The 25,350-nt window shown below is 36.3% G+C and carries 24 protein-coding genes and 1 riboswitch; of the genes, 9 read left to right on the top strand and 15 right to left on the bottom strand.

The features are described from left to right. Window positions 1-47 precede the first annotated feature (47 nt). Window positions 48-1,682, top strand: a complete 1,635-nt coding sequence (locus tag JO950_RS04310) for an ABC-F family ATP-binding cassette domain-containing protein (RefSeq protein ID WP_017498126.1) — start codon at window positions 48-50, stop codon at window positions 1,680-1,682. Between the two features lie 76 nt (window positions 1,683-1,758). Here JO950_RS04310 and JO950_RS04305 read toward each other — a convergent pair whose 3' ends face one another. The 3 genes from JO950_RS04305 to JO950_RS04295 are packed head-to-tail and all read right to left on the bottom strand — an operon-like array spanning window position 1,759 to window position 5,267. Then, window positions 1,759-2,916 carry an ABC transporter permease gene (locus JO950_RS04305; protein ID WP_202701455.1) on the bottom strand — a complete coding sequence of 386 codons (1,158 nt, stop codon included), beginning with the start codon at window positions 2,914-2,916 and terminating at the stop codon, window positions 1,759-1,761. A 2-nt stretch (window positions 2,917-2,918) separates the two neighbouring features. Next, window positions 2,919-3,872, bottom strand: coding sequence for an HlyD family secretion protein (locus tag JO950_RS04300; RefSeq protein ID WP_202701453.1), 954 nt, complete (start codon window positions 3,870-3,872; stop codon window positions 2,919-2,921). Window positions 3,873-3,884: 12 nt separating this feature from the next. After that, window positions 3,885-5,267 carry a TolC family protein gene (locus JO950_RS04295; RefSeq protein WP_202701451.1) on the bottom strand — a complete coding sequence of 461 codons (1,383 nt, stop codon included), beginning with the start codon at window positions 5,265-5,267 and terminating at the stop codon, window positions 3,885-3,887. A gap of 267 nt (window positions 5,268-5,534) precedes the next feature. On the opposite strand from JO950_RS04295, the gene JO950_RS04290 reads away from it, so the two are divergent. From JO950_RS04290 to JO950_RS04280, 3 genes are all read left to right on the top strand, one after another. After that, complete coding sequence (locus JO950_RS04290; protein ID WP_202701450.1) at window positions 5,535-6,755, top strand: hypothetical protein; 1,221 nt, start codon at window positions 5,535-5,537, stop codon at window positions 6,753-6,755. Window positions 6,756-6,853: 98 nt separating this feature from the next. Further along, complete coding sequence (locus tag JO950_RS04285; RefSeq protein ID WP_237732272.1) at window positions 6,854-7,933, top strand: porin; 1,080 nt, start codon at window positions 6,854-6,856, stop codon at window positions 7,931-7,933. Window positions 7,934-7,953: 20 nt separating this feature from the next. Further along, window positions 7,954-9,384 (top strand): anion permease, encoded by a 1,431-nt coding sequence (locus tag JO950_RS04280; protein ID WP_202701447.1) that lies wholly within the window; start codon window positions 7,954-7,956, stop codon window positions 9,382-9,384. Here the strand turns inward: JO950_RS04280 and JO950_RS04275 are convergent. Continuing rightward, entirely contained in the window at window positions 9,381-9,665 is a 285-nt protein-coding gene (locus tag JO950_RS04275; RefSeq protein ID WP_026110230.1) for a GNAT family N-acetyltransferase, read from the bottom strand. The two genes, JO950_RS04280 and JO950_RS04275, sit on opposite strands and share 4 nt — an antisense overlap. 317 nt (window positions 9,666-9,982) lie before the next feature. Between JO950_RS04275 and JO950_RS04270 the strand changes: the two genes are divergently transcribed. Beyond that, the gene (locus JO950_RS04270) at window positions 9,983-10,642 is read left to right on the top strand and encodes an alpha/beta hydrolase (protein ID WP_202701445.1); all 660 of its coding nucleotides are present in this window, start codon (window positions 9,983-9,985) and stop codon (window positions 10,640-10,642) included. Window positions 10,643-10,992: 350 nt separating this feature from the next. On the opposite strand, the gene JO950_RS04265 is transcribed toward JO950_RS04270, so the two are convergent. Beyond that, window positions 10,993-11,508 carry a DUF2892 domain-containing protein gene (locus tag JO950_RS04265; protein WP_202701444.1) on the bottom strand — a complete coding sequence of 172 codons (516 nt, stop codon included), beginning with the start codon at window positions 11,506-11,508 and terminating at the stop codon, window positions 10,993-10,995. Here JO950_RS04265 and JO950_RS04260 point away from each other — a divergent pair. The 3 genes from JO950_RS04260 (at window position 11,500) to carB (ending at window position 14,840) form a co-directional block, all read left to right on the top strand. After that, window positions 11,500-11,721 carry a hypothetical protein gene (locus JO950_RS04260; RefSeq protein ID WP_202701524.1) on the top strand — a complete coding sequence of 74 codons (222 nt, stop codon included), beginning with the start codon at window positions 11,500-11,502 and terminating at the stop codon, window positions 11,719-11,721. The two genes, JO950_RS04265 and JO950_RS04260, sit on opposite strands and share 9 nt — an antisense overlap. Further along, window positions 11,675-11,836 carry a 50S ribosomal protein L34 gene (gene rpmH, locus JO950_RS04255; RefSeq protein WP_008464848.1) on the top strand — a complete coding sequence of 54 codons (162 nt, stop codon included), beginning with the start codon at window positions 11,675-11,677 and terminating at the stop codon, window positions 11,834-11,836. The genes JO950_RS04260 and rpmH overlap by 47 nt, the downstream gene beginning before the upstream one ends. A 148-nt stretch (window positions 11,837-11,984) precedes the next feature. Then, the gene (gene carB, locus JO950_RS04250) at window positions 11,985-14,840 is read left to right on the top strand and encodes a carbamoyl-phosphate synthase large subunit (protein ID WP_202701441.1); all 2,856 of its coding nucleotides are present in this window, start codon (window positions 11,985-11,987) and stop codon (window positions 14,838-14,840) included. A gap of 62 nt (window positions 14,841-14,902) precedes the next feature. Here carB and JO950_RS04245 read toward each other — a convergent pair whose 3' ends face one another. The 6 genes from JO950_RS04245 to JO950_RS04220 form a co-directional block, all read right to left on the bottom strand. Then, the gene (locus tag JO950_RS04245; RefSeq protein WP_202701439.1) at window positions 14,903-16,036 is read right to left on the bottom strand and encodes a T9SS type A sorting domain-containing protein; all 1,134 of its coding nucleotides are present in this window, start codon (window positions 16,034-16,036) and stop codon (window positions 14,903-14,905) included. 250 nt (window positions 16,037-16,286) lie between these two features. Continuing rightward, window positions 16,287-16,685 carry an inner membrane protein YiaA gene (gene yiaA, locus JO950_RS04240; protein WP_017498692.1) on the bottom strand — a complete coding sequence of 133 codons (399 nt, stop codon included), beginning with the start codon at window positions 16,683-16,685 and terminating at the stop codon, window positions 16,287-16,289. A gap of 162 nt (window positions 16,686-16,847) precedes the next feature. After that, window positions 16,848-17,387, bottom strand: a complete 540-nt coding sequence (locus JO950_RS04235) for a DUF4252 domain-containing protein (protein ID WP_070907610.1) — start codon at window positions 17,385-17,387, stop codon at window positions 16,848-16,850. A 1-nt stretch (window position 17,388) separates the two neighbouring features. Then, on the bottom strand, window positions 17,389-17,964 hold the full coding sequence (locus JO950_RS04230; RefSeq protein ID WP_229998684.1) for a DUF4252 domain-containing protein: 576 nt from the start codon (window positions 17,962-17,964) through the stop codon (window positions 17,389-17,391). Between the two features lie 17 nt (window positions 17,965-17,981). After that, window positions 17,982-18,440, bottom strand: coding sequence for a hypothetical protein (locus tag JO950_RS04225; protein WP_202701437.1), 459 nt, complete (start codon window positions 18,438-18,440; stop codon window positions 17,982-17,984). Continuing rightward, the gene (locus JO950_RS04220) at window positions 18,427-18,936 is read right to left on the bottom strand and encodes an RNA polymerase sigma factor (RefSeq protein ID WP_202701435.1); all 510 of its coding nucleotides are present in this window, start codon (window positions 18,934-18,936) and stop codon (window positions 18,427-18,429) included. The genes JO950_RS04225 and JO950_RS04220 overlap by 14 nt, the downstream gene beginning before the upstream one ends. 162 nt (window positions 18,937-19,098) lie before the next feature. Here JO950_RS04220 and JO950_RS04215 point away from each other — a divergent pair, with 162 nt between their 5' ends. After that, on the top strand, window positions 19,099-20,571 hold the full coding sequence (locus tag JO950_RS04215; protein ID WP_202701433.1) for a S41 family peptidase: 1,473 nt from the start codon (window positions 19,099-19,101) through the stop codon (window positions 20,569-20,571). A 61-nt stretch (window positions 20,572-20,632) separates the two neighbouring features. Here the strand turns inward: JO950_RS04215 and JO950_RS04210 are convergent, their stop codons facing one another. The 4 genes from JO950_RS04210 to JO950_RS04195 form a co-directional block, all read right to left on the bottom strand. Next, complete coding sequence (locus tag JO950_RS04210; RefSeq protein WP_202701431.1) at window positions 20,633-21,685, bottom strand: YncE family protein; 1,053 nt, start codon at window positions 21,683-21,685, stop codon at window positions 20,633-20,635. Between the two features lie 4 nt (window positions 21,686-21,689). Continuing rightward, on the bottom strand, window positions 21,690-23,543 hold the full coding sequence (locus JO950_RS04205; RefSeq protein WP_202701429.1) for a TonB-dependent siderophore receptor: 1,854 nt from the start codon (window positions 23,541-23,543) through the stop codon (window positions 21,690-21,692). Between the two features lie 26 nt (window positions 23,544-23,569). After that, window positions 23,570-23,773, bottom strand: a riboswitch (cobalamin riboswitch). Window positions 23,774-23,840: 67 nt separating this feature from the next. Beyond that, window positions 23,841-24,374 carry an alpha-ribazole phosphatase gene (gene cobC, locus JO950_RS04200; RefSeq protein WP_202701428.1) on the bottom strand — a complete coding sequence of 178 codons (534 nt, stop codon included), beginning with the start codon at window positions 24,372-24,374 and terminating at the stop codon, window positions 23,841-23,843. Continuing rightward, the gene (locus JO950_RS04195; protein WP_202701426.1) at window positions 24,359-25,144 is read right to left on the bottom strand and encodes an adenosylcobinamide-GDP ribazoletransferase; all 786 of its coding nucleotides are present in this window, start codon (window positions 25,142-25,144) and stop codon (window positions 24,359-24,361) included. Before JO950_RS04195 ends, cobC begins: the two co-directional genes overlap by 16 nt. Window positions 25,145-25,350 lie beyond the last annotated feature (206 nt).

The following is a 25,350-nucleotide window of genomic DNA, read 5'->3' as shown; positions in this document are numbered from 1 at the left end:
GGTTGTCAAATAAACGATTAACCGATTAAACAAATTCACAGAAGATAATGATTACAGTTAACGATATTTCGGTTCAGTTTGGTGGAACTACATTATTTAGCGATGTTTCTTTTGCTATCAATGAAAATGATAAAATTGCCCTTATGGGTAAAAATGGTGCGGGAAAATCGACACTTTTAAAAATAATTGCCGGTCAAAGTAAACCTTCTACCGGAAGTGTTTCGACTCCGAAAGATGCTGTTGTGGCTTATTTGCCTCAGCATTTGTTAACAAAAGATGGTTCTACTGTAATGGAAGAAGCTTCTAAGGCTTTTGGAGAAATTTTTAAAATGAAAGCTGAAATCGATGAAATCAACGAGCAATTAACGGTTCGTACCGACTATGAAAGTGATGCTTACATGAAACTAATCGAGAGAGTTTCAGATTTAAGTGAGAAATACTATGCGATCGAAGAAGTAAACTACGAAGCTGAAGTTGAAAAAATATTAACTGGTTTAGGCTTTGAGCGCGAAGATTTTACTCGTCAGACTTCTGAATTTTCAGGAGGATGGAGAATGCGTATCGAATTGGCTAAAATTCTTCTTCAAAAACCGGATTTGATTTTACTGGATGAGCCAACCAATCACATGGATATTGAAAGTATTCAATGGTTGGAAGAGTTTTTGGTTAATTCGGCAAAAGCAGTAGTTGTGATTTCACACGATAGAGCATTCGTAGATAATATTACGAATCGTACTATTGAGGTGACCATGGGAAGGATTTACGATTACAAAGCGAAATATTCTCATTATTTAGAATTGAGAAAAGACCGTCGTATACACCAACAAAAAGCATACGATGAACAGCAAAAAATGATCGCTGATAACAGGGCTTTTATTGATCGTTTTAAAGGAACATTCTCAAAAACAGACGCCGTTCAGTCTCGTGTAAAAATGCTGGAGAAGCTTGAAATTGTTCAGGTTGATGAAGTAGATACTTCTGCATTACGTTTAAAATTCCCGCCAGCGGCACGTTCCGGGCAATACCCAGTTATTGTAAAAGAAATGTCTAAGGCTTATGGAGACCATGTGGTATTTAAAGATGCTAATGTCGTTATCGAACGTGGTCAGAAAGTAGCATTTGTGGGGAAAAATGGAGAAGGAAAATCGACCATGATCAAAGCGATCATGAAGGAAATTGGAGTTGATTCCGGAAGTGTTGAGATTGGACATAACGCACAAATTGGATATTTTGCACAGAATCAGGCTTCTTTATTAGATGAAAATGCTACTATTTTTGAAACGATCGATGCTATTGCGGTAGGAGATATCCGTACTCAGATTAAAAATATTCTGGGAGCGTTTATGTTCCAGGGAGATGATATTACCAAAAAAGTAAAAGTGCTTTCAGGAGGAGAAAAAACTCGTTTGGCAATGATTAAATTATTGTTAGAGCCTGTAAACTTATTGATTCTGGATGAGCCTTCGAATCACCTGGACATGAAAACCAAAGATATTATTAAAGATGCCTTACGTGATTTCGACGGAACTTTAATTTTGGTTTCTCACGACCGTGATTTCCTTGACGGCTTGGCTACTAAAGTGTTTGAATTTGGAAACAAACGTGTAAAAGAGCACTTTGAAGATGTTGCAGGATTCCTGGCGCATAAGAAAATGGATTCTATGCGAGAAATCGAAAAATAATTTTCGTTTACTCTTAAGATACAAAAGCACAGGAATTGAATTTTCTGTGCTTTTTTTATGTATCGTAATAAAGGAGTTAAATTTCTTTAAGTGCTTCTTTCTTTTTAAAGTATAAGGCAATGTAGGCAGCTATGGCGCACACGAGTCCAATGATGATCATGTTGCGTATAGAGGCTGTGGTTTGTGAAAAGGTACCGTTCTCTATAATTAATATTCTGAAAGCTTTTAAAAAATGGGTGAGCGGAATTACATTGGCAATGGCTTGTACTGTCTGTGGCATTTGACTTAATGGCCAGGTAAAACCACTTAAGATAAAGCTTGGTGTGGCTATTACCATTAAAATCTCGGTTGCTTTTAACTGATTCGGAACTACGATGCTGACCAGAATTCCGATAAAGGAAGCCGCCAGCACAAAAATTCCGGCAATAAAAGTAAGAGGCGCTAAGTTTTCGTAAAATGGCAGTCGGAACCACAAAGTGAAGAGCCAGTAAATGATCCAGATTCCAAAGCTCATGATCAGGTAAGGGATTATTTTCACTGCGAGCATTTTCAGAAGAGAAGGGCATTTTTTCACAAGGTCTTTAAAAGTTCCATTCTCAAATTCTGATGCAAATGAAAGCGCCAGTCCTAATAGTAAAACCTGTTGAAGAACAGTCGCCAAAACCCCCGGCCAGAGAAAATACATATAATTGGTACTTCGGTTGTGTTTTTTGATAAACGTAGTTTTGAAGGGTTCATATTGGGAGGCAAGCAAGTTTTCCGGGACTCCTTGTTTTCTTAAGGTTTCGATTTGAACGCCAGCCTTTAAAGTGCCCAGACAAATTTGTATGGCTGTTGAGGCATAGTTAGCAGTGAGTACATTAGAGGTGTTAACGATAGTTGTAATTTCAGGATATTTTTTGGTGAGCGTCATTTTTTCAAAATCTTTCGGAATGATAACGACGCAAGTGGCATCTTTTTGTATGGCAAGTTTAGAAAGATTGTTCTGGTCGTATAAAATGGATGAAATGGATAATACTTCGTTGTCTTCAAACATTTGAATGGCTTTTGAGCTTAGCTCAGAACGGTCCTGATCGACTACAAGAATGGGTAAGTCGGTAACTTTGCCCTTTCCGTAAACGTAGCCTAATAAAACACCATATAAAATAGGTGCACCGATAAAAAGGATTCTCAGGACTTTGTTTTTCCAAAACAATTGAAATTCCCGTTTAAGCAATGAAAAGAAATTTTGCATAGTTAATGAGATAAGGTGACAGTTGTTTTTGTAATCAGATCCTTGGTTTGTTCCATATTAACAGGTGTAATTTTTATTTCAAACAAGCTTTCCTGCATTTCATAATCAGGATAGGCCGTAGCAATATTTCCATAGGCTCCCAGTTGTTTTATCGTTGAGATTCTTCCTTTTATGTTTTCATTTTTATAGGGAACATGAACGGTAATTTCCTGTCCTTTTTTAAATTCTCCCAATTGATTTTCAGGAATCGTAAAGCGAAAATAAATGCTGTTATCGATATAGCCATTAAACAAAGTATAACCGGGTAGGGCCAGTTCGCCAAGATTTAAGGTGATGGTTTCGATACTCATATTTTGCGGAGCAATGATGTAGCGTTCCTTGTCTGCAGTTTCTACTTCCTGTAAAGCTCCAAGTGCCCGGTCCTGTTGTCCGAGTGCCATCGTTTGCTGTTCGATTCGGGCTCCTTTTTTAGCGTCGTCTAATTCTGCGATAACAGCGTTATATTGTGCTTGTGCGCCCTGATATTTGGCGAAAGTTTCATCATAAGTTTGCTGTGATATGAGAGAATCTTTGAGCATGTTGGTCAGTCGTCTGATCGATTTTTGAGCAAATTCGTATTGTTCTTTCAGCCCCGTTCTTTTAGCTTCCAATTGCTTGATTTGGTTTTCCGTGGCTCCTTTTACAGCCATTTTGTATTGGGCTTTTGCTGAGACAACAGCTCCTTCGGCCTGACTTTTTTTAGCGTCTACTTCAGGAATATCCAAAACAGCGAGCGTGTCTCCTTTTTGAACCAAATCGCCTTCTTTGACCCATATTTTTAAAATCTTGCCCGGAATTTTACTCACAACGGCAATTTGTTCTTTCTCTATTTTTCCCTGAATTAAATTTCCTTTTTCTGTCTTTTGACAGGCTACGAAAAGAAAAATGATTGTGGTGCTAATGATTGCTTTTTTCATAAAACAGAACTTTTATTTGGATAGTTTTTTCGACAGATCGCCAGTGGCAATTATGGTTTCAATAGCAGCAAGTCTTTGCTCGATTAAAGTGGTGGTTTTGTTTACTGCTGCTTTATAAGAATCGTTTTCTGCTTCAAGTCGTTCCGATATGTTGATGAGGCCTTCTTTGTATTGTTTTATAGCCAGATTCAAATTATTACTGGCGACTTTTTCCTGTTGCTGGGTGATGTCTATTTTTTGAGTCAGAACCGTATAATCAACAAGATTTTTTTCAAGAAGCAGTTCAAGTTTTTCTTTCGTATCATCAATTTGATTTTGTACCTGTTCAATGTTAATCTTCGCTTCGTGTACTTTGTGTTTTCTTTCAAAACCGGAAAAGACTTCCCATTTCATAGCTGCTCCCACGACCCAGTTCTGACTTATGGTCAGTTCATTAAGACCTAAATATAAGGCCTGATTGATTCCTGTAACAATGGGAGTCGTTGCATTGGCATTGAATAAACTGGAATAGGATACACCTCCAAAAGCTCCGAGTGTGGGTAAGTAAGTTCCTTTTTCCTTTTTTAATAAATATTCATAAGCTGATTTGAAAGATTCTAAAGCTTTTATTTCCTGCTTGTTTTGTGTGCTTAATTTCTCGTCCGTAATCAGATAAGGTGTTAAGGTATATTGAACATGATCTATCTCGGTAATCGAATAGCCGGTTAAATATTGAATTTTTTTATAAATTAGTTTTCGTTTTCCATCCAGTTCAATTTTTTTGGAGGAAAGTTCCAGTGCCGCTAGTTTGATCTTATCTCTGTCATACGGAATAGCAAGTCCTTGTTCAATTGCTTTTGTAACACGTTTGGTTTCCGTACCCAGTCGGTTTTCACTTTCTTTAATAAGTTTGTCTATTTCCTTTAGCAGCTCCAGTTGGTCAAAAGTGTTGATGACTTCTTTTGTGATGGCATCTTTTTCGGTTTCTTTTAAAAATACCGTTCCCTTCGTTTTCTCTTTGATGGCTTTTGCTCCGTTTGGGATTTGCATGCCGCTGAATAGTACGGTTTTGGCCATGACACTTCCTGTAAAAATGTTGCCATAGTTTTTAAAAGCGGTTTTTCCGTCAAACAAAGGATAGTTTACAATTGGAATGGTAGCCGTAGGGAGATCGACCGTGAGTTTGTTGTCAAAATATGAATATAAGGCACTGGCTTCAATTGTTGGAATGTATTTGTTCCAGACGCCTTTCTCCTGAAGATTTAATTTTTCAATATCTAAATCTTTATTTTTTAATGAAGTACTTTTTTCAATAGCCTTCTGAATGGCTTCTTCCAGAGTTGAAGAAACTGCAATCTGACTTTGTACAGAGTGGAAAGAAAGAAAAAAAAGAAAAGGGAGTAAGTGTTTTTTCATTACAATTTTTATTTCTGTTATTTGACAAATCATGAAACAGGTTTTGTAAGATAGTACAAGAGATGGGAAGGAATAAAAATGGCGATTATTACAAAGTTAAGAATATAAGTCTTACATTATCAAGGTTGAAGGAATTAAAAAGTAAACAGTGATTGAAACTTTTTTAGTATTTTATACTTGTATTACAGAAAGTTATCGGCTTGCATTGGAGTTTGTCTGTTTTTTCATACCTTAGTAAATGTATTTCCAAATTAACTTATTTTTAACATGAAAAAGAGTTTTTTATTTTTGGTAGTTTTGATGGCTTATTTGTTTAGTTTGCCATTGTTTTCTCAAACTGATAACGAACCTGTTGCTTTAGGTTTGCCGGGTGATAATCTTAATTTGTATGCTGTTTTAGACCTCTTTCAGAAATCCAAAACTTTAGAAGATTTTGAAAAAGTTTTAAATGAACAGGATAGTAAGGTGAATAATCTGGATTTGAATAATGATGGCGAGATTGATTATATCGAAATCGAAAGTCAAAAGAAAGGGAATACACATGTGATTGTACTTCAGGTGGCGGTAAGCAGTACAGAAAAGCAGGATGTTGCTGTTATTGAGGTAGATAAAGATAAAAAGAATAATGTACATGTTCAGATCATAGGAGATGCGGATTTGTACGGCAAAAATTATATTGTAGAGCCTTCAGGTGCTGCAGCCGGAACACCTAATCCCGGATATAAAGGAGATGCTCCCGTAATTGTAAATAATAATACAACCAATAATTATAATACAACAGCCGGTAATCCGGGTTATGTGACAACCAACATAAACGTATGGCCGGTTGTATTGTACTTGTTTTCTCCTGTATATGTAGTGTACCGATCTCCGTGGTATTGGGGATATTATCCTCCTTATTGGCGTCCGTGGCGTCCGGTTTATTATCATGATTATTGGGGATATCACGGGCATTACTATAGAAATCCTTATTACAGAAGAACGATCACTATAAGAAACCAGCGTTATTATAGTAATTATACAACTAGAAGAAATTCATCGGCTGTAGTTCGAAATTATAGAACCAGCGGTCGTTATAATGCAACTTATAACGGAAGGGATTATAAGAGACCTGCTCCGGTTACCAATACAAGACCAACGAGACCCGCTACCACCCGTCCCGTCAATCCGTCAACAAGACCGGTAACACGTCCGACAAATCCGTCAACGACGAGACCGGTGGCTCCAACAGATCCATCAACCCGACCAGAGGCGAGACCATCTCGGCCAGAGAATCGGCCAACAAATCCAACGACGCGGCCGGTGACCCCAATAAATCCATCAACCCGACCAGCGGTAAGACCATCTCAATCCGTGAATCGGCCAACAAACCCAACTACAAGACCAACGACCCGGCCGGTAACACGTCCCGCGACCCGACCTGCAGGTAATAGAGGTATGGCAGCGCCACCAGCTTCCAATCGTGGTTCTGGTGCCAATAGGAGGTAAGGTTAGATTATAAATATTAAGCTAATTTTTGATTTACGGCATTTATGAATAAAACGCTACTACTAAAAATTATTTTTCTCTTTATAACGTCATTTTTTATGAATGCGCAAACAGCCGCTGATAAAGAAAGTGAGGTTAAATATCCACAATTTCAGTTCAAAGGACTTCTACAGGCACGTTACTTGGAAAACACCGGAAAAAATGTAGATGTTTTGGGAGTTCATCATTCTACGGGTGAAGTAACACAAAGCTCCTTTGATATTAAAAGAATGCGTGTTGGACTCAATACCAAATTAAGCGAAGCTACAGAAGTCGTAATTCTCGTAAATCTTGCTGATTTTAAGTCTGATCCCAAATCTAAAGTTCTTGAAAATGCTTATGGAAAATATACTTTCAGTAAATATTTAGCCTTGACAGGTGGTCAGTTCCGTCCTGCATTTGGTATTGAAGAGTTGGTTCCTGTTGATATTATAAAGTCATTTGATTTTTCCAATCAGTACTATGAGTTTGGTAAAAACGGATGGACAAGTTTTCAGATTGGAGCTTCGGCAACGGGAGCTTTTGATATTGGAAAGATTCCGGTTAACTATGCAGTTTCTGTTTTAAATGGTAACGGAAAAAATCAGGAAAAAGATAATGATAACGGAAAATTGTATACAACCAGATGGGGTTTTGGTCTGTCTAAGGAACATAAGATTAATCTGGGCTTAAATGGTGGAATCGGGAAAAGATCCAATCAGAAAGTTTTTGCTTTGGGGATTGATATTACCAGTGACTTTAAACTTACCGACAGACTGACTTTTGATTTGCAGATTGAATACAAGCAGGGAACCAATCATAATTTGTATTTTTCATTACCGGCAGATGCGAGAACGTCACATGTTGACGATTATCAAATGCGGGGAATTTACTTTTTGCCTAATTTGAGATACTTGGTCGATTATAAAAAGTTAACCTCACTGGAACTGTCCTGTCGTTTTGAATCGTTTGACAATAATTATAAAGTCAATTCAAATGTACGTCAGACGTATACGCCTATGTTGAGTCTTGAGTTTGGAAAAGCGTATACGGGACGAATAGAATTGGGATTTGAAATAGATCGTTTCGATAAAAATATTCCTGACACCTCATTTTATAATGATAATCTATTCCTGCTTCAGTTACAACTTCGTCTATAACACAATTTAATTTCCTTTTTATGAAAGAAGTACAAATACCTCAAACCCTGATTACACTTGCCGTTGGAATTGCAATTTGGTTTATTCCGGCACCGGATGGTGTTGTTGCAGAAGCCTGGCATTTGTTTGCCATTTTTGTGGCTACTATTCTTGGAATCATTTTAAAAGCAGCCCCTATGGGTACTATGTGTATGATTGCGATTGCATTAACCGCTTTTACACAGGTGCTGGCTCCCGGAGATGCGGGAAAATCGATCACTTTGGCTTTGAAAGGCTTTGGTGATAAGGTAATTTGGCTTATCGGAATTTCGTTTTTTATTGCGAGAGGATTTATCAAAACAGGTTTGGGGAACAGAATAGCTTTTTTGTTTATCAGGATATTTGGAAAAAGTTCACTTGGACTGGCTTATGGCCTTGGACTTGCCGATTTAGTTTTGGCTCCGGCAGTGCCCAGTAATACGGCAAGAGGAGGGGGCATTATTTACCCTATTATGAAATCAATGTCAATGAGTTTTGGTTCGATGCCGGATCAGCCTGAAACACATCGAAAATTAGGATCGTATCTTACCCTTAGCAGTTACAATGCAAATCTGATCGCATCATCAATGTTTTTAACAGGAACGGCAAGTAACCCAATGTGTCAGAAGTTTGCGTTGAATCTTGGGATTAAAATTAGCTGGATTTCGTGGGCAACAGCAGCGATAGTTCCGGGTCTGGTCGCTTTTTTTGTAATTCCTTTGGTGTTGTACAAGATATACCCGCCGGAATTGAAAAAAACAGGTGATGCTCCGCAAATTGCAGCTCAGAAACTAAAGGAAATGGGAGCGATCACGCGAAACGAATGGATGATGCTGTTAACCTTTTTTATTCTGTTGTTTCTTTGGATGACTGGTGATCTGTTTTCTATTGACGCGACAACTACTGCTTTTATCGGCTTGGTTATTTTATTGCTGACTTCGGTATTAACCTGGGATGATGTAAAAGCCGAAAAAGGAGCCTGGGACACTATAGTGTGGTTCTCGGTTTTGGTGATGATGGCAAGTTCTCTCAATGAACTTGGATTTATTGGCTGGTTTAGCGATGTGGTAAAAGCTGAAATAGGAGGTTTAAGCTGGCAAATGGCATTTCCTATTATTGTATTGGTATACTTTTTTAGTCATTACCTTTTTGCAAGTGCAACAGCTCACGTGGCTGCCATGTATGCTGCGTTATTGGGTGTTGGAATTTCACTTGGAATTCCGGGCTTGCTGTTGGCTTTTATGTTGGGGTTTGTGGGGTCTCTATACGGAACTTTAACCCATTACGGACATGGGCCGGCACCAGTTTTCTTCGGAAGCGGTTATGTCGACCTGAAAAGCTGGTGGGTCAAAGGTTTGATAACCGGTTTGGTTATGCTCTTTATTTATATGGTAATAGGAGGGTTATGGCTCCGGTTAATTGGGGATTTCTAAATACGGATTCCCGGAGGAAGTAACTCTTTGTATTCCGGATTCTTTTTAATAAACAATACAATTTTTGGATGGATAGGCATTATTCGGAATTTCTTTTCGCTAACCACTTCCATGATGCCTTTTAATAAAGTGTCAATTGTGGCTTGATTATCAAAGCCTTCAGGGGAGTTGATTTTGGTTAAGAAAATTTTCTTTTCCTGAAAAGAATACTCCACAGAAAGTAAGCCTTCAGGGACTATGGTTTCAAATTGTCTTGCAAAAGTATTGTCTTTGATTTCCATAGTTTCAATGTGTTCCATATTTGTCATGTTTTGGGGGATTGAATTAAAAAAAATAATAGAAAAGAACATTTGGTAATTTTATAAAGAACATTCTGGAAAAAATGTTTCAATATAAGTTAACGGGATTGCAAAGTTAATCAATTGATTTTCAATATAAAATTATTTTTTATTCCCCTGAAATAGCTCTGAATTGTGCATGTTTACTGCTTTTGTTTGGTTTGTGGAGTAATTTATGGGGTAAGATTTGCATTGGATATCGCTAAAAAAAGTAATTTTAGCTTAAAAAAAGCGGTAACCTTAAATTCTCTTGCAGTCAAATGAGTAAAATTCCTGTATACTTTATGCCCGGTCTTGCGGCTAGTCCCGCTATTTTTGAGAGAATCAGTTTAGACGAGTCTGTTTTTGAAATGTGTTTGCTGGAATGGGAGATTCCGCAGCCGAAAGAATCTTTGTCAGATTATGCTCTTCGAATTTCTAAAAACATTAAACATGAGAATCCGGTCCTGGTAGGGGTTTCTTTCGGAGGTGTTCTGGTTCAGGAAATAGCAAAACATATTAATGCCCGAAAAGTAATTGTTATTTCGAGTGTAAGAAGTAATAAAGAATTTCCAAGACGAATGAAAATCGGAAAAACAACAAAAGCCTATAAGCTCATTCCGATGAAATTAATTTTGAATATCGAAAATCTGGCGAAATATTCTTTTGGAGAAAAAGTAAACAAACGTATTAAGTTGTATGAAAAGTTTCTCGCGGTACGAGATCTCAATTATTTGCAATGGGCGGTCGAATCGATTATTTTATGGAACAGAAGTGAAATCGATCCTAAAGTGATTCATATTCACGGAGATCAGGATGATGTTTTTCCTATAAAGTATATTAATAGCTGCATTGTAGTCAAAGGAGGAACACATATTATGATTCTTAATAAATACAAATGGCTCAACGAGAATCTGCCTTCGATCATTTTGGAAAATTAAAATTCCAAGTTTCAAGTTTCAGGTTTCAGGCTTTAGGTTTCAGGTTTCAGGTTTCAGGTTTCAGGTTTTAAGTTTTAAGTTTCAGGTTTCAGGTTTCAAGTTTCAAGTTTCAGGTTTTAAAGTTTTTAGCCGTAATCTTGTTATCCCGAGGAATGAGGGATGGCACCAGAAATTTTGTAAGCTGAATCGTGAATCTTTGTCGAGTTAATTGTGTGATCCCTCATTCCTCGGGATGGCAATATTGGTCGAAATGACAAATTCAACATTAATCTTTATATTAGAAAGAAGATCTAAATAAAAAATCCCAAACTCTTGTGGAATTTGGGATTTAAAATATTGGAATTGAAAAATTAGATTTTCTTCATTTGCTCTTTCATCATGGAGATTTGCTCTTTTAGCATTCCCTGTTTGTCTAATTTTTTAGCTTCGTTTAATAAATTAGTTGCTTCAAGCTTTCTTCTGCGTGACATTGCTACTCCGGCAAGGTTTAATTTTGCAACCGCAAGATCCATATCCATTGATAATCCAAGTTCGATTGCTTTTTTGAAATGTTTCTCAGCCAGATTGATATTGGTTTGAGATAACATGATACCGTGCAGGTAATTGAAGTATCCTTGTTGTTTTCTTACTAAGGCAGCTTCAGGGTTTTTGATATAGGCAAGCCATTTTTTAGCCCCTTCAAAGTCTTGTTTTCTTAATTTAAGGAAGGCTAAAAGGATAAATTCGTTTTTGAAGTAAAGAAAAATAGGAATTGCAGTTAATAATATAAGGAAAATACCATTCCCGATATTGCTCTCTGTAAATTGCCAAATACCAGCGACTACAAGAAGTCCGGCTAAAATAAGTTTAATATTTTTGTGAAACATAATGATTGTAAATTTGTGATTGCAAAGATAGCAAAAGGAATTAAAAATATTTTTATAAAACTACTTGCCAGAAAAAAAAGTCTTTGTATATTTGCACTCGGTTTTGGAATAATGATATTCAAAAACAGAAAAGAGATATTAGATACCATTTTAAAGATACAAAACAATGAGCAAAAGAACATTTCAACCATCGAAAAGAAAAAGAAGAAATAAGCACGGATTTATGGACAGAATGGCTTCAGCGAATGGAAGAAAAGTTCTGGCGCGTAGAAGAGCTAAAGGAAGACATAAATTAACTGTTTCTAGCGAACCTAGACACAAGAAATAATGTTTCTATAAACATAAATAAGGCGTTACTTTTTTAGTATCGCCTTTTTTTATACCTTGTCGGTAAAAAAATCTGCAACGTTCTAGTTTAGAATACACTACGAATGTTTTTTGAAGTACTTTTATAATAACTACACAATACAAATAAAATGCCTAAAGACACATCAATAAAATCAGTTTTAATAATAGGGTCAGGACCTATTGTTATTGGTCAAGCTTGCGAATTTGACTATGCAGGTTCTCAATCTGCACGTTCTATTCGTGAAGAAGGGATTGAAGTTATCTTGATAAATTCGAATCCAGCAACAATTATGACCGATCCAAGTATGGCCGATCATATTTACTTGAAACCATTAACGACAAAATCGATTATTGAAATTCTGAAAGAACATCCACAAATTGATGCCGTTTTACCTACAATGGGAGGACAGACCGCATTAAATTTGTGTTTGGAAGCTGAAGAAAAAGGAATTTGGCAGGATTTCGGAGTGAGATTAATTGGAGTTGATGTCAATGCCATTAATATTACAGAAGACAGAGAGCAGTTCAAACAGCTTTTAGAAAGAATAAATGTACCAACTGCACCTGCAAAAACGGCGACTTCTTATTTAGAAGGTAAAGAAATTGCACAGGAGTTTGGTTTTCCGTTAGTAATTCGTCCTTCTTTTACTCTTGGAGGAACCGGAGCTGCGGTAGTTTATAAAAAAGAAGATTTTGATGAGCTTTTAACCAGAGGTCTTGAAGCTTCTCCAATACATGAGGTTTTAATTGATAAAGCTTTAATGGGATGGAAAGAATACGAGTTAGAGCTTTTAAGAGATAAAAATGATAACGTTGTGATCATCTGTTCAATCGAAAATATGGACCCAATGGGGATTCATACAGGAGATTCGATTACAGTTGCACCGGCGATGACATTATCGGATACAACATTCCAAAAATTACGTGACTATGCAATCCTGATGATGCGTAGTATCGGAAATTTTGCAGGAGGCTGTAACGTACAGTTTGCAGTTTCACCAGATGAAAAAGAAGATATCGTAGCGATCGAGATCAACCCTCGTGTGTCGCGTTCATCAGCTTTAGCATCAAAAGCAACAGGATACCCGATTGCTAAAATTGCTTCTAAACTGGCTTTAGGATACAACTTAGACGAATTACAAAATCAAATTACAAAATCAACTTCGGCTCTTTTTGAGCCAACTCTAGATTATGTAATCGTAAAAATACCACGTTGGAACTTTGATAAATTTGAAGGTGCCGACAGAACTTTAGGACTTCAGATGAAATCTGTTGGAGAGGTAATGGGGATCGGACGTTCGTTCCAGGAAGCATTACACAAAGCCACCCAGTCTTTAGAAATTAAGAGAAACGGTTTAGGTGCTGACGGAAAAGGATATAAAAACTACGAGCAGATTATCGAAAAACTGACTTTTGCAAGTTGGGATCGTGTTTTCGTAATTTATGATGCCATCGCAATGGGAATTCCGTTGAGTCGTATTCATGAAATCACAAAAATCGATATGTGGTTCCTAAAACAATACGAGGAACTTTATACTTTAGAGAAAGAAATTTCAAATTATAAAATAGGGACTCTTCCGAAAGAGCTTTTGCTTGAAGCCAAACAAAAAGGTTTCGCCGACAGACAAATTGCACACATGATGAATTGTCTGGAAAGTGAAGTACACACTTTGCGTATGGACAAAAATATCAACCGTGTGTTTAAATTGGTAGATACCTGCGCGGCTGAGTTTAAAGCAAAAACACCTTATTACTACTCGACTTTTGAGGCAGAAATTGAAAAAGCAAACGGTGAGCGTTATGTAGATAACGAAAGTGTTGTAACAGAGAAAAAGAAAATCATCGTTTTAGGTTCAGGACCAAACAGAATTGGACAAGGAATTGAGTTTGATTATTCTTGTGTACACGGAGTTTTAGCGGCCAAAGAGTGTGGTTACGAAACCATCATGATCAACTGTAATCCTGAAACGGTTTCGACTGATTTTGATACAGCGGATAAACTATACTTCGAACCGGTTTTCTGGGAACATATATACGATATCATTCAGCATGAGAAACCGGAAGGTGTTATCGTGCAGTTAGGTGGGCAAACTGCTTTGAAACTGGCAGAAAAATTATCTAAATACGGTGTGAAAATCATCGGAACTAGTTTTGATGCACTTGATTTAGCCGAAGACAGAGGAAGATTCTCGGATTTGTTGAGAGAATTACACATTCCTTTCCCGCAATTCGGAATTGCAGAAACGGCTGATGAGGCTTCTGCACTGGCAGATCAGCTGGATTTCCCACTATTAATTCGTCCTTCTTATGTATTAGGAGGTCAGGGAATGAAAATCGTGATCAACAAGAAAGAGTTAGAGGAGCATGTGATCAATTTATTGAAAACGATTCCCGGAAATAAACTGCTTTTAGACCACTATTTGGCCGGAGCAATTGAAGCAGAAGCGGATGCGATTTGTGATGCAGACGGAAACGTTTATATTATTGGAATTATGGAGCATATCGAACCTTGTGGAGTGCACTCCGGAGACAGTAATGCTACTTTACCTCCTTTTAACTTAGGAGAATTCGTAATGCAGCAAATCAAAGATCACACAAAGAAAATTGCCAGAGCTTTAAAAACAGTGGGTCTGATCAACATTCAGTTTGCGATAAAAGACGATACCGTTTACATTATCGAAGCAAACCCGAGAGCTTCCAGAACAGTACCGTTTATTGCTAAAGCTTATGGAGAACCTTATGTGAACTACGCTACCAAAGTAATGTTAGGGCACAATAAAGTAACTGATTTTGATTTTAATCCACAGTTGAAAGGATATGCGATCAAACAGCCGGTATTCTCCTTCAGTAAATTCCACAATGTAAACAAAGCATTAGGGCCTGAAATGAAATCGACAGGAGAGAGTATCTTGTTTATTGATGACTTAAAAGACGATCAGTTCTACGAATTGTATTCTAGAAGAAAAATGTACTTGAGTAAATAATCTCAAATTCTGATAAAAAAAAGCTCCATAACTGGAGCTTTTTTTAGTTTAATGGAGGTTGTTTAATTGATTAGAATCTTTTTAGAAGTATTGTTAATTTTTAAAATATAATTTCCGGAAGTTAAAGCCGGTAAAGCGATTTTATCCTCTTTGACTTCAGCAGGTTTGTAGCTTTTAAGTAGGTGTCCGGTAAGGTCGAATAATTGGATTGATTCAACAACTTCGTTTTTACTGTCAATAGACAAATAGTCGATTGCAGGATTTGGGTAGACTATAATTTCTTTAGTAATAGATTTGGTTGCGTTTTCAACTCCCAGAATTTTAGGTGCTATTTTTACTACTTTACTTTCGTTTTTTACATATAAACTTGCATAAAGATTTCCATTGTAAATAGTTATTCCATTAATGGCGCCGTAAGGAAAATCGTAAAAAAGTATTAGCTTACCACTTACATCAGCAGCAGGTAAACGAAAAATTTTTGCAGAAAAATTATTTTCACTTGTTTTTCCAGAAATGTATAAGTCGCCATTTGAAGCAAAAGAGAGGTATCCATTTTCTATTGTTTGTGATGTCTTTTCAAAAGTTACAGGAATTTTTGTAATGACACCGGCAGGATTTATTTTTCTGAGGGGATTATTACCATCACTTTCATCAATAACGAATAAATTTCCTGCCTTATCAAAAGCTAATCCTGATGGGGATTTAAGAGTAGCAGGATCTGAAAAAAAGGTGCTAATTTCTCCTGTGGTACTTATTTTTTGAATTTTCCCAGTCCTTTCTGAATAAAAAACGTTTCCCCTTGCATCGATAGCAATTCCCCATATGTCTGCAGAAGTAGGATAACTTATTACATCGCCGGGGGTTATTTTTGTAATTTCGTTTTCACCTGAAAAAAGTTTATACCCATTTTCAGTACGACTGATTACCCAAAAATTTTGGTTGGCATCAAGAGCTATTTGCCTAGGAAATTTTTTTAATGAAATAAAAGTACTTTGAACCAGATTTGGAGTCATTTTGGTAATTCCTAAATTTTTATTATAATCATTATTAGCAATATATAAGTTTCCAGTTGAATCAAACACAAGGCCAAATGGGACGGCGTATGCAGTTTGAAGAAAATCTGTCGTGTAATTTGAGACGGTTTGTGCATTAAGGCTAAAGGCTGATACTAATGCTAAGAGGAGATTTTTTTTCATACAAAAATATTTTAAACCGCTAAAGTAAGTTATGTATGGTTAATTTTTTGTAATTTGTAATAAATGGTAGTAATGATGTATTTTTCGTTTGATAAATGGATTTATTTGGTCTGTTGTGATTGCTTTAGTAGCACAACGGGAAATGATGTTCGTGCAAACCACAAAATACGGTCATAAAAAAAGCTCCAGTTATGGAGCTTTTTTTGTGGTTAATTTTGGAAGTTGTTTTTGATTAATTCTAGTTGAAATATTATTCATTTGAAGAGTACGCCATATTGTCTCTCGTGTTTTTTTGTACCGAAATAGCTCCAAAAAGAGCCAGTAAAAAAGCAAAAGCATAAAAACCTTTTTCACTTGGTAAGATCGTAGCGTTCCATAGGCCCACAATTAATAATACAATAGATAAAAGAGTTCCGAACCAGCAGATTCCGTAATACATATCAGTTACCGGAAGTTTTTCCAGTCGGTCTCTAACACTTTTTTGTAAGGAGACAACAGCAAAAAGACCAAACATTAAAACGGTGAAATAATATCCTTTTTCGTTTAAGAGCATTTCGGCTCTGGCAAGTCCTACTATAAATCCAACTGTTCCTGCTCCAAGAGCTACCCATGATGCCGCTATAAAGGCGTTCGATGTTTTTTGTACCATACTTAGTTTAATAATTTTGTTTTGGTTGATGAACAAATATAGATAAATTCGGGTCATCTTAAAACAAACACATGCGATATTATTCAGTATAATCTTCTAAAAATGTTAAATAAAAAAAGCTCCGGATTACGGAGCTCTCTTGTTTTACTATAAAGTTAGAGGTTATGGTTTCATTAATTGCTGCAAAGGCTTTAGTTGATCCATGTTAATATTGGATTGTTTCATAACCGACATCAAGGTCATAATGTTGTTAGGGTTCATGTTTTTTCCTAACACACGTACCACTACAAAACCGCTTTCTTTTTTGTTGGCAAAAACCACAAATTCTTCGATGTTGTCGTCGGCTCCTACATAACTTATCGATGCGCCGTCTTTACCTGAACCGACCTTCATTAGTTCCTGATATTTTGGATTTTTCAGGATCTCTTTCAGTTTGCTGCGTTCTGTTTCAAATTGCGCCTGATTTTTTGAGGTTTCTTTGAAAGCCAGAATATTCATTTTATCGAACGATTTTAAAGCTTCATTTTGCTCTGCAGATAATTTCGCTTTCTCCACATTTAGAATCGATGATGAAATGTCAAGTGCAATAAAATCTTTATTGTCTGTGTTTTCAACAAAATACTTCTGCAATGAAGGGGTAGAATTACAACTTACCAAAGTTAGTAAAACTAATAGGGCTGAGGTAATAACGCTTGCTTTCATCTTATTTTTTGCCTTTAGAAGCTTTTTTTAGGTCAGAACCTCCAGGAAGCTGCATCTTATCTGTTAGTACTGAGATTTCGTTTAAGTCAAAGTTACCAATAAGAGACAGTAATACCGTTTCACTGCCCTTAGCTCCGTCGATGTACATTAGTAATTCTTTTACCTGCGTATCGCTTGATCCTGATTTGATTAGAATTCTAACATTTTTACCGCTGTCGTTCACTCTCATTAATTCTTCTAAACCGGCAGTTTTTATATATTTATCTGCAGAAGCTTTCATGTCAGCTTCAATTTTAGGGTTTTTAGTGGTAAACACTTTTAGGTAGTCTAATTTTTTAATCAGATTAATGTATTGCTGCGTTTCTTTATCTGAAGTGTCAGCTTTTACCTTACTCATTAAATCAAACATTTTTTTGTTTACGATTACTGAGGTTACGTCGTCCTGACCATCAAATTTGTCAAATGCTCCCTGAGCGTAAAAAGCATGGCTAATGAATACTAAAACTAGTGTTATGATAAAATTTTTACTCATGCTTTTTTTATTGTTTTTTCTGTATTCGTGAATCGTTGATTTCATTTTGATTGAGATTTAAATTACTGTTTAAAAATTTTGTTTTTTGATTGTTCGTATTCTTTAATGTATTGTACACTTTCAATACCTACATTAACATTGTTTGATAATAAGGCCAAAGCTTTTTGCGTTGCGGCAAGTGCTTCTTCCGGATCATCATAGGTTCCCAATTCTGTTTGAGCTGTAACCGGAGTTGCATTTTTTTCGCTCGTATAGAAATAGGTTCCAATTCCCAGCAAAACAACAGCTGAAGCTGCAATCGATAACCACGCCACATTTCGTTTTTTAGTTTTTAGTGGGATCGTCTGCGTCGATTTCTGTTCTTTTACCTGAGAGAAATAACCAAACATTGGTTTGTATTGCTCCAAATGCTGCGCAACATCCGGTGAAGAAAAATATTCTTTTAATTGATTTTCTTCGGCAATCGTGGTTTCTCCCTGAAAGTATTTTTCTAGTATATTTTCTATTTTATTGAATTCCATAACTGTGTGTATTAACCATTGATTCTCTTATTTTTTTTCTCGCTCTTGAAAGGGCTACGCGTATAGCCGTTTCATTCATATTGACAATTTTTGCAATCTCGTCAAATTCATATTGTTCTACATCCCGCAATTGAATTAATATTTGTAATTGTTCGGGTAATTGGCTTATAATTTTTTCAACCCATTCTAAACTATTCGAATCCTCCAGTTTCTTGTCCAGTTGAGGTTCCCGGTCCGTATAATTGTTGTGAACGATTTTGAGATTCCCGGCCCTTTTCGATTTCAACTGATCCAGACAATAATTCTTGGTCATTGTCATTGCAACAGCTTCAACACTATTGTAAGAATCCAGAGTGTCTTTTTTGTTCCATAACTTTACCATAACTTCCTGAGTGGCATCTTCAGCCTCTTCGGTGCTGGTTAACAATCTTTTTGCCAGACGAAAAACTTTGTCTTTAAAAGGATTTATTAATTCTATAAACACATTCTGATTCATAAAATTGGTTGGTTATTCGTTAGCTTATATAGTGAAGACGAGACACTATTATTTTTGTTACACGGGGGATTAATTTTTTTTGCAATAAAAAAAGCAATAAAACTCTTAGAGTTAAAACTAAAGATAGTATTTTTACGTTACTACTAGATAGATATTTACTATATGAAGACAATATTAAGAAGTGTACTGTTATTATTTTTACTTGCTTTTTCTTTGCAATCTTGTGAAGATCAGGATGATGTTGCGGCTCCGGCCTCATTGCAGGTTAATGATTTTGTATGGAAAGGACTGAATCAGTTTTATTTATGGCAAGCTGATGTTCCTACTTTGGCGGATGACCGTTTTAGCAATCAGGAAGCATTAAATGCATTTTTGAGAGGATATTCTAAACCGCAGGATTTATTTCAGGATTTATTGAATAAACCCATAAGTAAATTTCCAAAAGGTCAGGCAATTGATCGTTTTAGCTGGATTGTTGACGATTATACGGTTTTGGAACAGGAACTTCAGGGGACTTCAAAAAATAACGGTATGGATTTCAGGCTTAGTTACAAACCGGGAAGTACTACTGATTTAGTGGGTTACGTACGTTATATTATACCTAATTCTGATGCTTCTAAAAAAGAGATCAAGAGAGGGGATCTTTTTACAGGGATTAACGGAACTTCTTTGACGGTTTCAAATTATCAGTCGCTATTGGCAGCGGATAGTTATACCCTGAATATGGCTACTTTTAACGGTACCGGTTTTGATGGTAATGGAAAAACAGTTGTATTAGTAAAAACAACTTTAGATGAAAATCCTGTTTTTATCAATAAAGTGATTACATCCGGAGGTCGCAAAATCGGTTATTTGATGTACAATGGTTTTTATGCCAATTATGATGCGCAGCTTAATGCGGCTTTTGGAGAATTAAAAGCGCAGGGGGTTACGGATTTGGTTTTAGATTTGAGATATAACGGAGGAGGCTCGATACAAACTTCAACACGTTTGGCCAGTATGATTACCGGACAGTTTACCGGGAAAGTTTTTTCGAAAGAGAAATGGAATGCCAAAATCAACGAATATTATCAAAGTGAAGATCCTGAGTCGGTGCTGAATAAATTTGTAGATAAAATGGACGGTGTTGCGATTAACAGCCTGAACCTGACTAAAGTTTATATTTTAACCACAAGTGGTACAGCATCAGCAAGTGAATTGGTTATAAACGGTTTGGTGCCTTATATTTCTGTAGTTCAGGTAGGAGAGACTACTGTTGGTAAAAATGTAGGATCAGTAACCTTATACGATTCTCCAACTTTTGGAAAAACGAACCGTAATCCAAATCATAAGTATGCGATGCAGCCTTTGGTTTTAAAAATTGTAAATGCATCTGATTTTGGAGAATACACAGACGGTTTGAAACCAACGTATGAAAAATTAGAGCGCATTACAAACTTAGGAGTTCTGGGAGATCCAAATGAACCGTTACTGAGTGTAGCAATATCTCAAATAACAGGAATCAGTGCGAAAAAAGCAGGAGACGACAGTGGGGTAGTATTGAAAGCGTTTACAGATGCTAAAGCAATGGACGGAATTAAAAATCAAATGTATATTGATAAAGCTCCGGAAGGACTTTTACGAGCATTGAAATAATAAAAAAGGCTTTCAGAAATGAAAGCCTTTTTTATGTCATAATCCAAACGAATTACTGGAATTAATCATTGAAATAAAAACCGTTTGGTCCTACACCAACTGTTAATTCTTTTTGTAATGTTCCGCTTAAATTGTAGATGTAAGCTTTGCTGTTTGATTTAAAATCACCTCCGTCAGCAAGATATATACGATTATCGTTTACTGCAAATCCGTATAAATAACCTACAGGAGAAGTTAAGATTGGTGTAGTAGAAGCTGTTGTAGCAGTAGTATTCATAACATAAACAGAACTTGAAGCAGTATAATAAATCTTACCACCTTCAATATCTAATTGACCAGCATTTCCTAAATTAGCAGGCAAAGCAATTTTGGAAACAGATTTGTCTGAAATTTTTACTTTTACAATTTCTCCGGCAGCACCGTAAGGTTTTCTAAGGATAAAAAGAACTCCGTTTTCTTCTTCAATAGAATCTGCATCTGAACCAATAGTAACAGTTTCTACTGTTTTGGTTGTAATGTTTACCACCAACAACTTGTCGCTGTTATTTGGCTCAGTGATGTATAGTTTTCCATTATCTAACACAATTCTGTTTCCTGTACCTTTCAATTCGATTTTAGATTCAACAGTATTTGTACTCAGATTAATTACGGCAACATAATCGTCAATATTGGCGTTAGGGTTTTTTTCCGGGTCAGTGTAGCTAGGATAGGTATTAGCATTAGTTACATAAGCTTTACCATCCTTAACAACACCATAGCGAGGATTAGCAAGTCCGGTGTCAATTTTTGCAATCAGCTTAAAGCTATAGCGGTCTACTACATTAATAACATTTGAACCACCGGCAATAATATAAGCCTTGTCTCCGTCAAAAAAGATGTTTTGAAGATATTTTCCAACGAAATCGCTCGTATTTACAGTTTTGTAAACATCTTTCGTGAAAGTATTTAAATCGTCAGATGTGAAAGAAACGGAACCACCGTCAGTAAAGTTTCCTTCATTTAAGATGAAAACGCCATTATCATAAACTCCTTTAGGTCCATCAGAGTCGTCATTAGAGCAAGAAACAAAAAGCGATGCGCTTAATGCTAGTAAGAATAATCTAGTTAGTTTCATTATTTTAAAATTTAAAGTTTAAGTACAGGTTATAATTTCTTCCGGGCATTGGTCGGTATTCCAGACTTTGATAGAAGGTATTCCAAACATTCAAAACCTGAAAACCTACTTTGAAAGAAGATAAAAATTTAAAATCGTAGTCTACACCAATATTAGAAACGGTGTAAGCCGATACGATTTTTTCGGGGTCATTGTCAGCTTGTGTGTACACAAAGCCATTATAAAGAAATTGATAATGGGCTGATAGGTTATTTCTTGAGTAAGCGATGGCAGCGGTTACTTTATGAAAAGGAACAAAAAACAATTGCTTTTTGGTTTCTACATTTTCTGAAATTGAATAGGCATACGTCGCATTTGCAGTCAGGTTGTTTTTGCCAAAACTCTTTTTCCAACTCAATAGTGTTTCGGCGCCGTAACTATTAACTTTGTCTGTGTTTTGCGGTGACCAGATACCATTAGCTCCCGGGACCCACTGCAATAAATCTTTTATTTTGATATAATAAAAAGTCTGAGTCAAAGAGAAGTTCTGAATGGTGAAAACGTTTCCAATTTCGGCCTGATAAGAACTCTCCGGTTTTAAATTAGGATTTCCGCCTTGTTCCCAGTACAAATCATTGAAAGTTGGAATTCGGAAATTACGGGATACATTCAATTTTAAATTGTACAGTTTTCCAAACTGATAAGAAGAGCCTGCCGAGAATAGTACCGGAGATTTATAATTGTCTGTAAATTCTTTACGAACCCCAAATTCGTTTTTCCAGTTTGGAGAAACCTCTTGTTTTATAAGTAAAGCCGCAGAACTTATTTCTCTAACATTATCACCAAAACCACTTCCGTATCCTTTAGTTCGGTTGTAGTCCAGAATACCATTTACTTGCAGCGATTCTAATAACTGATATCCTAAATCGGCTTTTGTAGTCAGGCTTTCTGTTTTTCCGTAGGTATAAATATTGCTGGAATTGTCGGCATAATATTTATAATTCTCAAAAATATAGGCTGTTTTGAAATTGGTTTTGAATCTGCCAAAATCACCATCATACTCTAATAAGTTCCGATTAAAGCCATTAACATATTTGCTTTTAGTTTCAGATTCCGAAACCAATGAAGTATTTCTGTCGGTGTTTGAAGTTTGGGTATATAGCTTTAAACTGTTTTTGGCATCGATTTTATATCCTGCATTAGCACTTAGGGTAATAACATCATACTGACCGTTTTGATTCCAACGCTGTTCGCCTTTCCAGTTGTATTGGTTCAGATATTTATAATCGTTTGTAGAACTGTTTTTGGAAAAACCAATTTGAGTACTCCATTTTTTATTGGAGATACTTGTTTTATAATTAATCCCGATAGTATTGAAACTTCCGTAATCCAATCTTAAACTGTTTTCAAATTTATTGTAAAAAGCGAGATCCGTATTCAAGTGCACGGTTCCTCCAACGGCTCCGCTGCCGTAAATAACACTTCCTCCTCCTGCTTTTACACTAATAGAATTATAATCGGATCCGGAAATGGTATTAAAATCAGTACTTCCGTTCATTTGGGAATTAATGTTGATTCCGTTCCAGATTACAGCCGTTTGCGATGATGTTGTACCTCTAAAAGCAACTGTAGAAAGCATTCCGCGGCCGTACTCTTTAAAATAAATGGTCGAATTAAAGTTTAACAAATCCGTTAATAAGGCTTCATTTTTGCCAATAACAGAGTCATTTAGTTTTAAAACCGATTGTGAATTGGAGTATTTTTTAAGATTAGCGTCAGAAACGACTACTGTTTTAAGTTTCGTAATAGAATCGCTCTGCGCCACGGTAATCTGGCACAACAATAAGAAACAAAGAGCAAAAAGTTTTTTTAAAGTCATAATTTCTACACTCTTTTTCCCGAGAGCTCGATATTGATTACAAAGGCAGGTCTCCTGGCTTGCGTCTTGTTGTTTACCTTCCCATTCGTCAGAGCGAACAGTGGTTTTGTAGTTAACAACAAGCATTCTTTTCAGAACAAAGCTTACAGTTGCGGGTACAGCTCAAGATTTATTACTTGATTCCCTTTTAATGTGTATGAATGAACACAACCTTAATTTTCTGCAAAGATAAAGTTAAAATTATTGAATTTTCAAATTTGTTTTCGTTTTAGAGAGGGATTCTGAACAAATGATCATTTAATTCACTATTTTAATAACCTGTCCGAATGCGACTTTATTGGTAAAAGCGTCTTTTAAAGGCAATCCGGACTGATGACATAAAATACTTCTGATCACACCTGCATGTGAGACAATGACTACAGGAGCAGTTTGATTGAAAACGTAATCCTGTAAAAACGCACCCACTCTTTCGTGAAGTGTTGTAAAAGATTCGCCGTTTGGGACTTGCGTGGTGACAAAATCTTCCATCCAGGGATTAAGTTCTTCCGCAGGAATTGCATCCCAGTTTTTCAATTCCCAATCGCCAAAATTCATTTCCATCAGACGATCATCCATAACAAAGGAAACGGGTTTTACAGTATTTTGGATGTATTGGGCCAGTAGGGTACAACGCTTCAATGGGCTTGAAAAGAGTAGGGCCTCAGAAGGTAATTGCGAGACAATATCCTTAAAGGTTTCCTCGAATGGAATAGCCAAATCTACATCAGTCTGACCGTAGCAGATTCCTTTTGCGCAGGTTGTTTCGGTATGACGAACTAGATAAATTTCCATATCAAAAGAATGCTCAAATAGTAAATAACTTCACAAACCTGTTGCGTTGCTCCCAGACAGTCGCCCGTATAACCATCAATCCATTTTTGGAAATAGCGGGCTAAAAAATAACGCATGATGAATACCGGAATAATTGCCAAAAGAAATTCAGATTGAAAAAATGAAAATGCCAATAATGGAATTAGTCCGAAGAAGAACGAACCTGTAATTTCTTTCCAACTGTGTTTCTTAGCGATAGGTTTGCTTTTACTCGTCGCATCATCGCGGGAGTATTCGTGAGTAAAAATAATAGATATTGCTGCGAGACGACTTAAGGAATGGGCCGAAATAAACAAAAGGAAAATTAGAAAAATGTTAGTGGTAAAAAGTGAAATGGATTCTGAAAGCAGTTTGAATTTTAATAGAAATAGTAAAACCAAACCGATCGCTCCGTAGGCTCCAATCGCACTGTCTTTCATGATAAGCAGAATTTTTTCTTTGGTCCAGCCACCTCCAAAACCATCACAGACATCGGCAAAACCGTCTTCATGAAAAGCTCCCGTGGTTAAAATTGAGGCGATAATAGCCAAAAGTACTGCGGTTTCAATAGATAGAAAAAGCGAGAAAAGATAAAAAGCCAGAAAGGAAATACTCCCAACAATCCAGCCAATGAAAGGGAAGTAGCGTGTTGCCTTATTTAAATAGTCAGGATCATGATTGATGTTTTTAGGACACGGGATTCTGGTGTAAAACATTAAACAGGTAAAGAAAATATGCAGTTCTTTTTTCATTTCTTAAGAGGATTGTTTATTTGGCTAAAGCCTTTTATGATGTAATCTTATGTGTCCGCCAGATAAATTTGGAGGCAATTTTATCATTTTAAATTTAAAATAGGATTCATTGGGTTATTCGGCTAAAGCCATTTTGATTGTTAATATATGTTCCAACATCTAAAGATGTTGTCTATTCTATACGTATTGTATTCAAATCTAGAGGG

Origin of the sequence: Flavobacterium sp. UGB4466 (assembly GCF_903469665.1) — a bacterium.
Taxonomy (GTDB): Bacteria; Bacteroidota; Bacteroidia; order Flavobacteriales; family Flavobacteriaceae; genus Flavobacterium; species Flavobacterium lipolyticum.
Note: the sequence above shows the minus strand (reverse complement) of the source record. Positions and strands in the feature narration are given on the sequence as shown.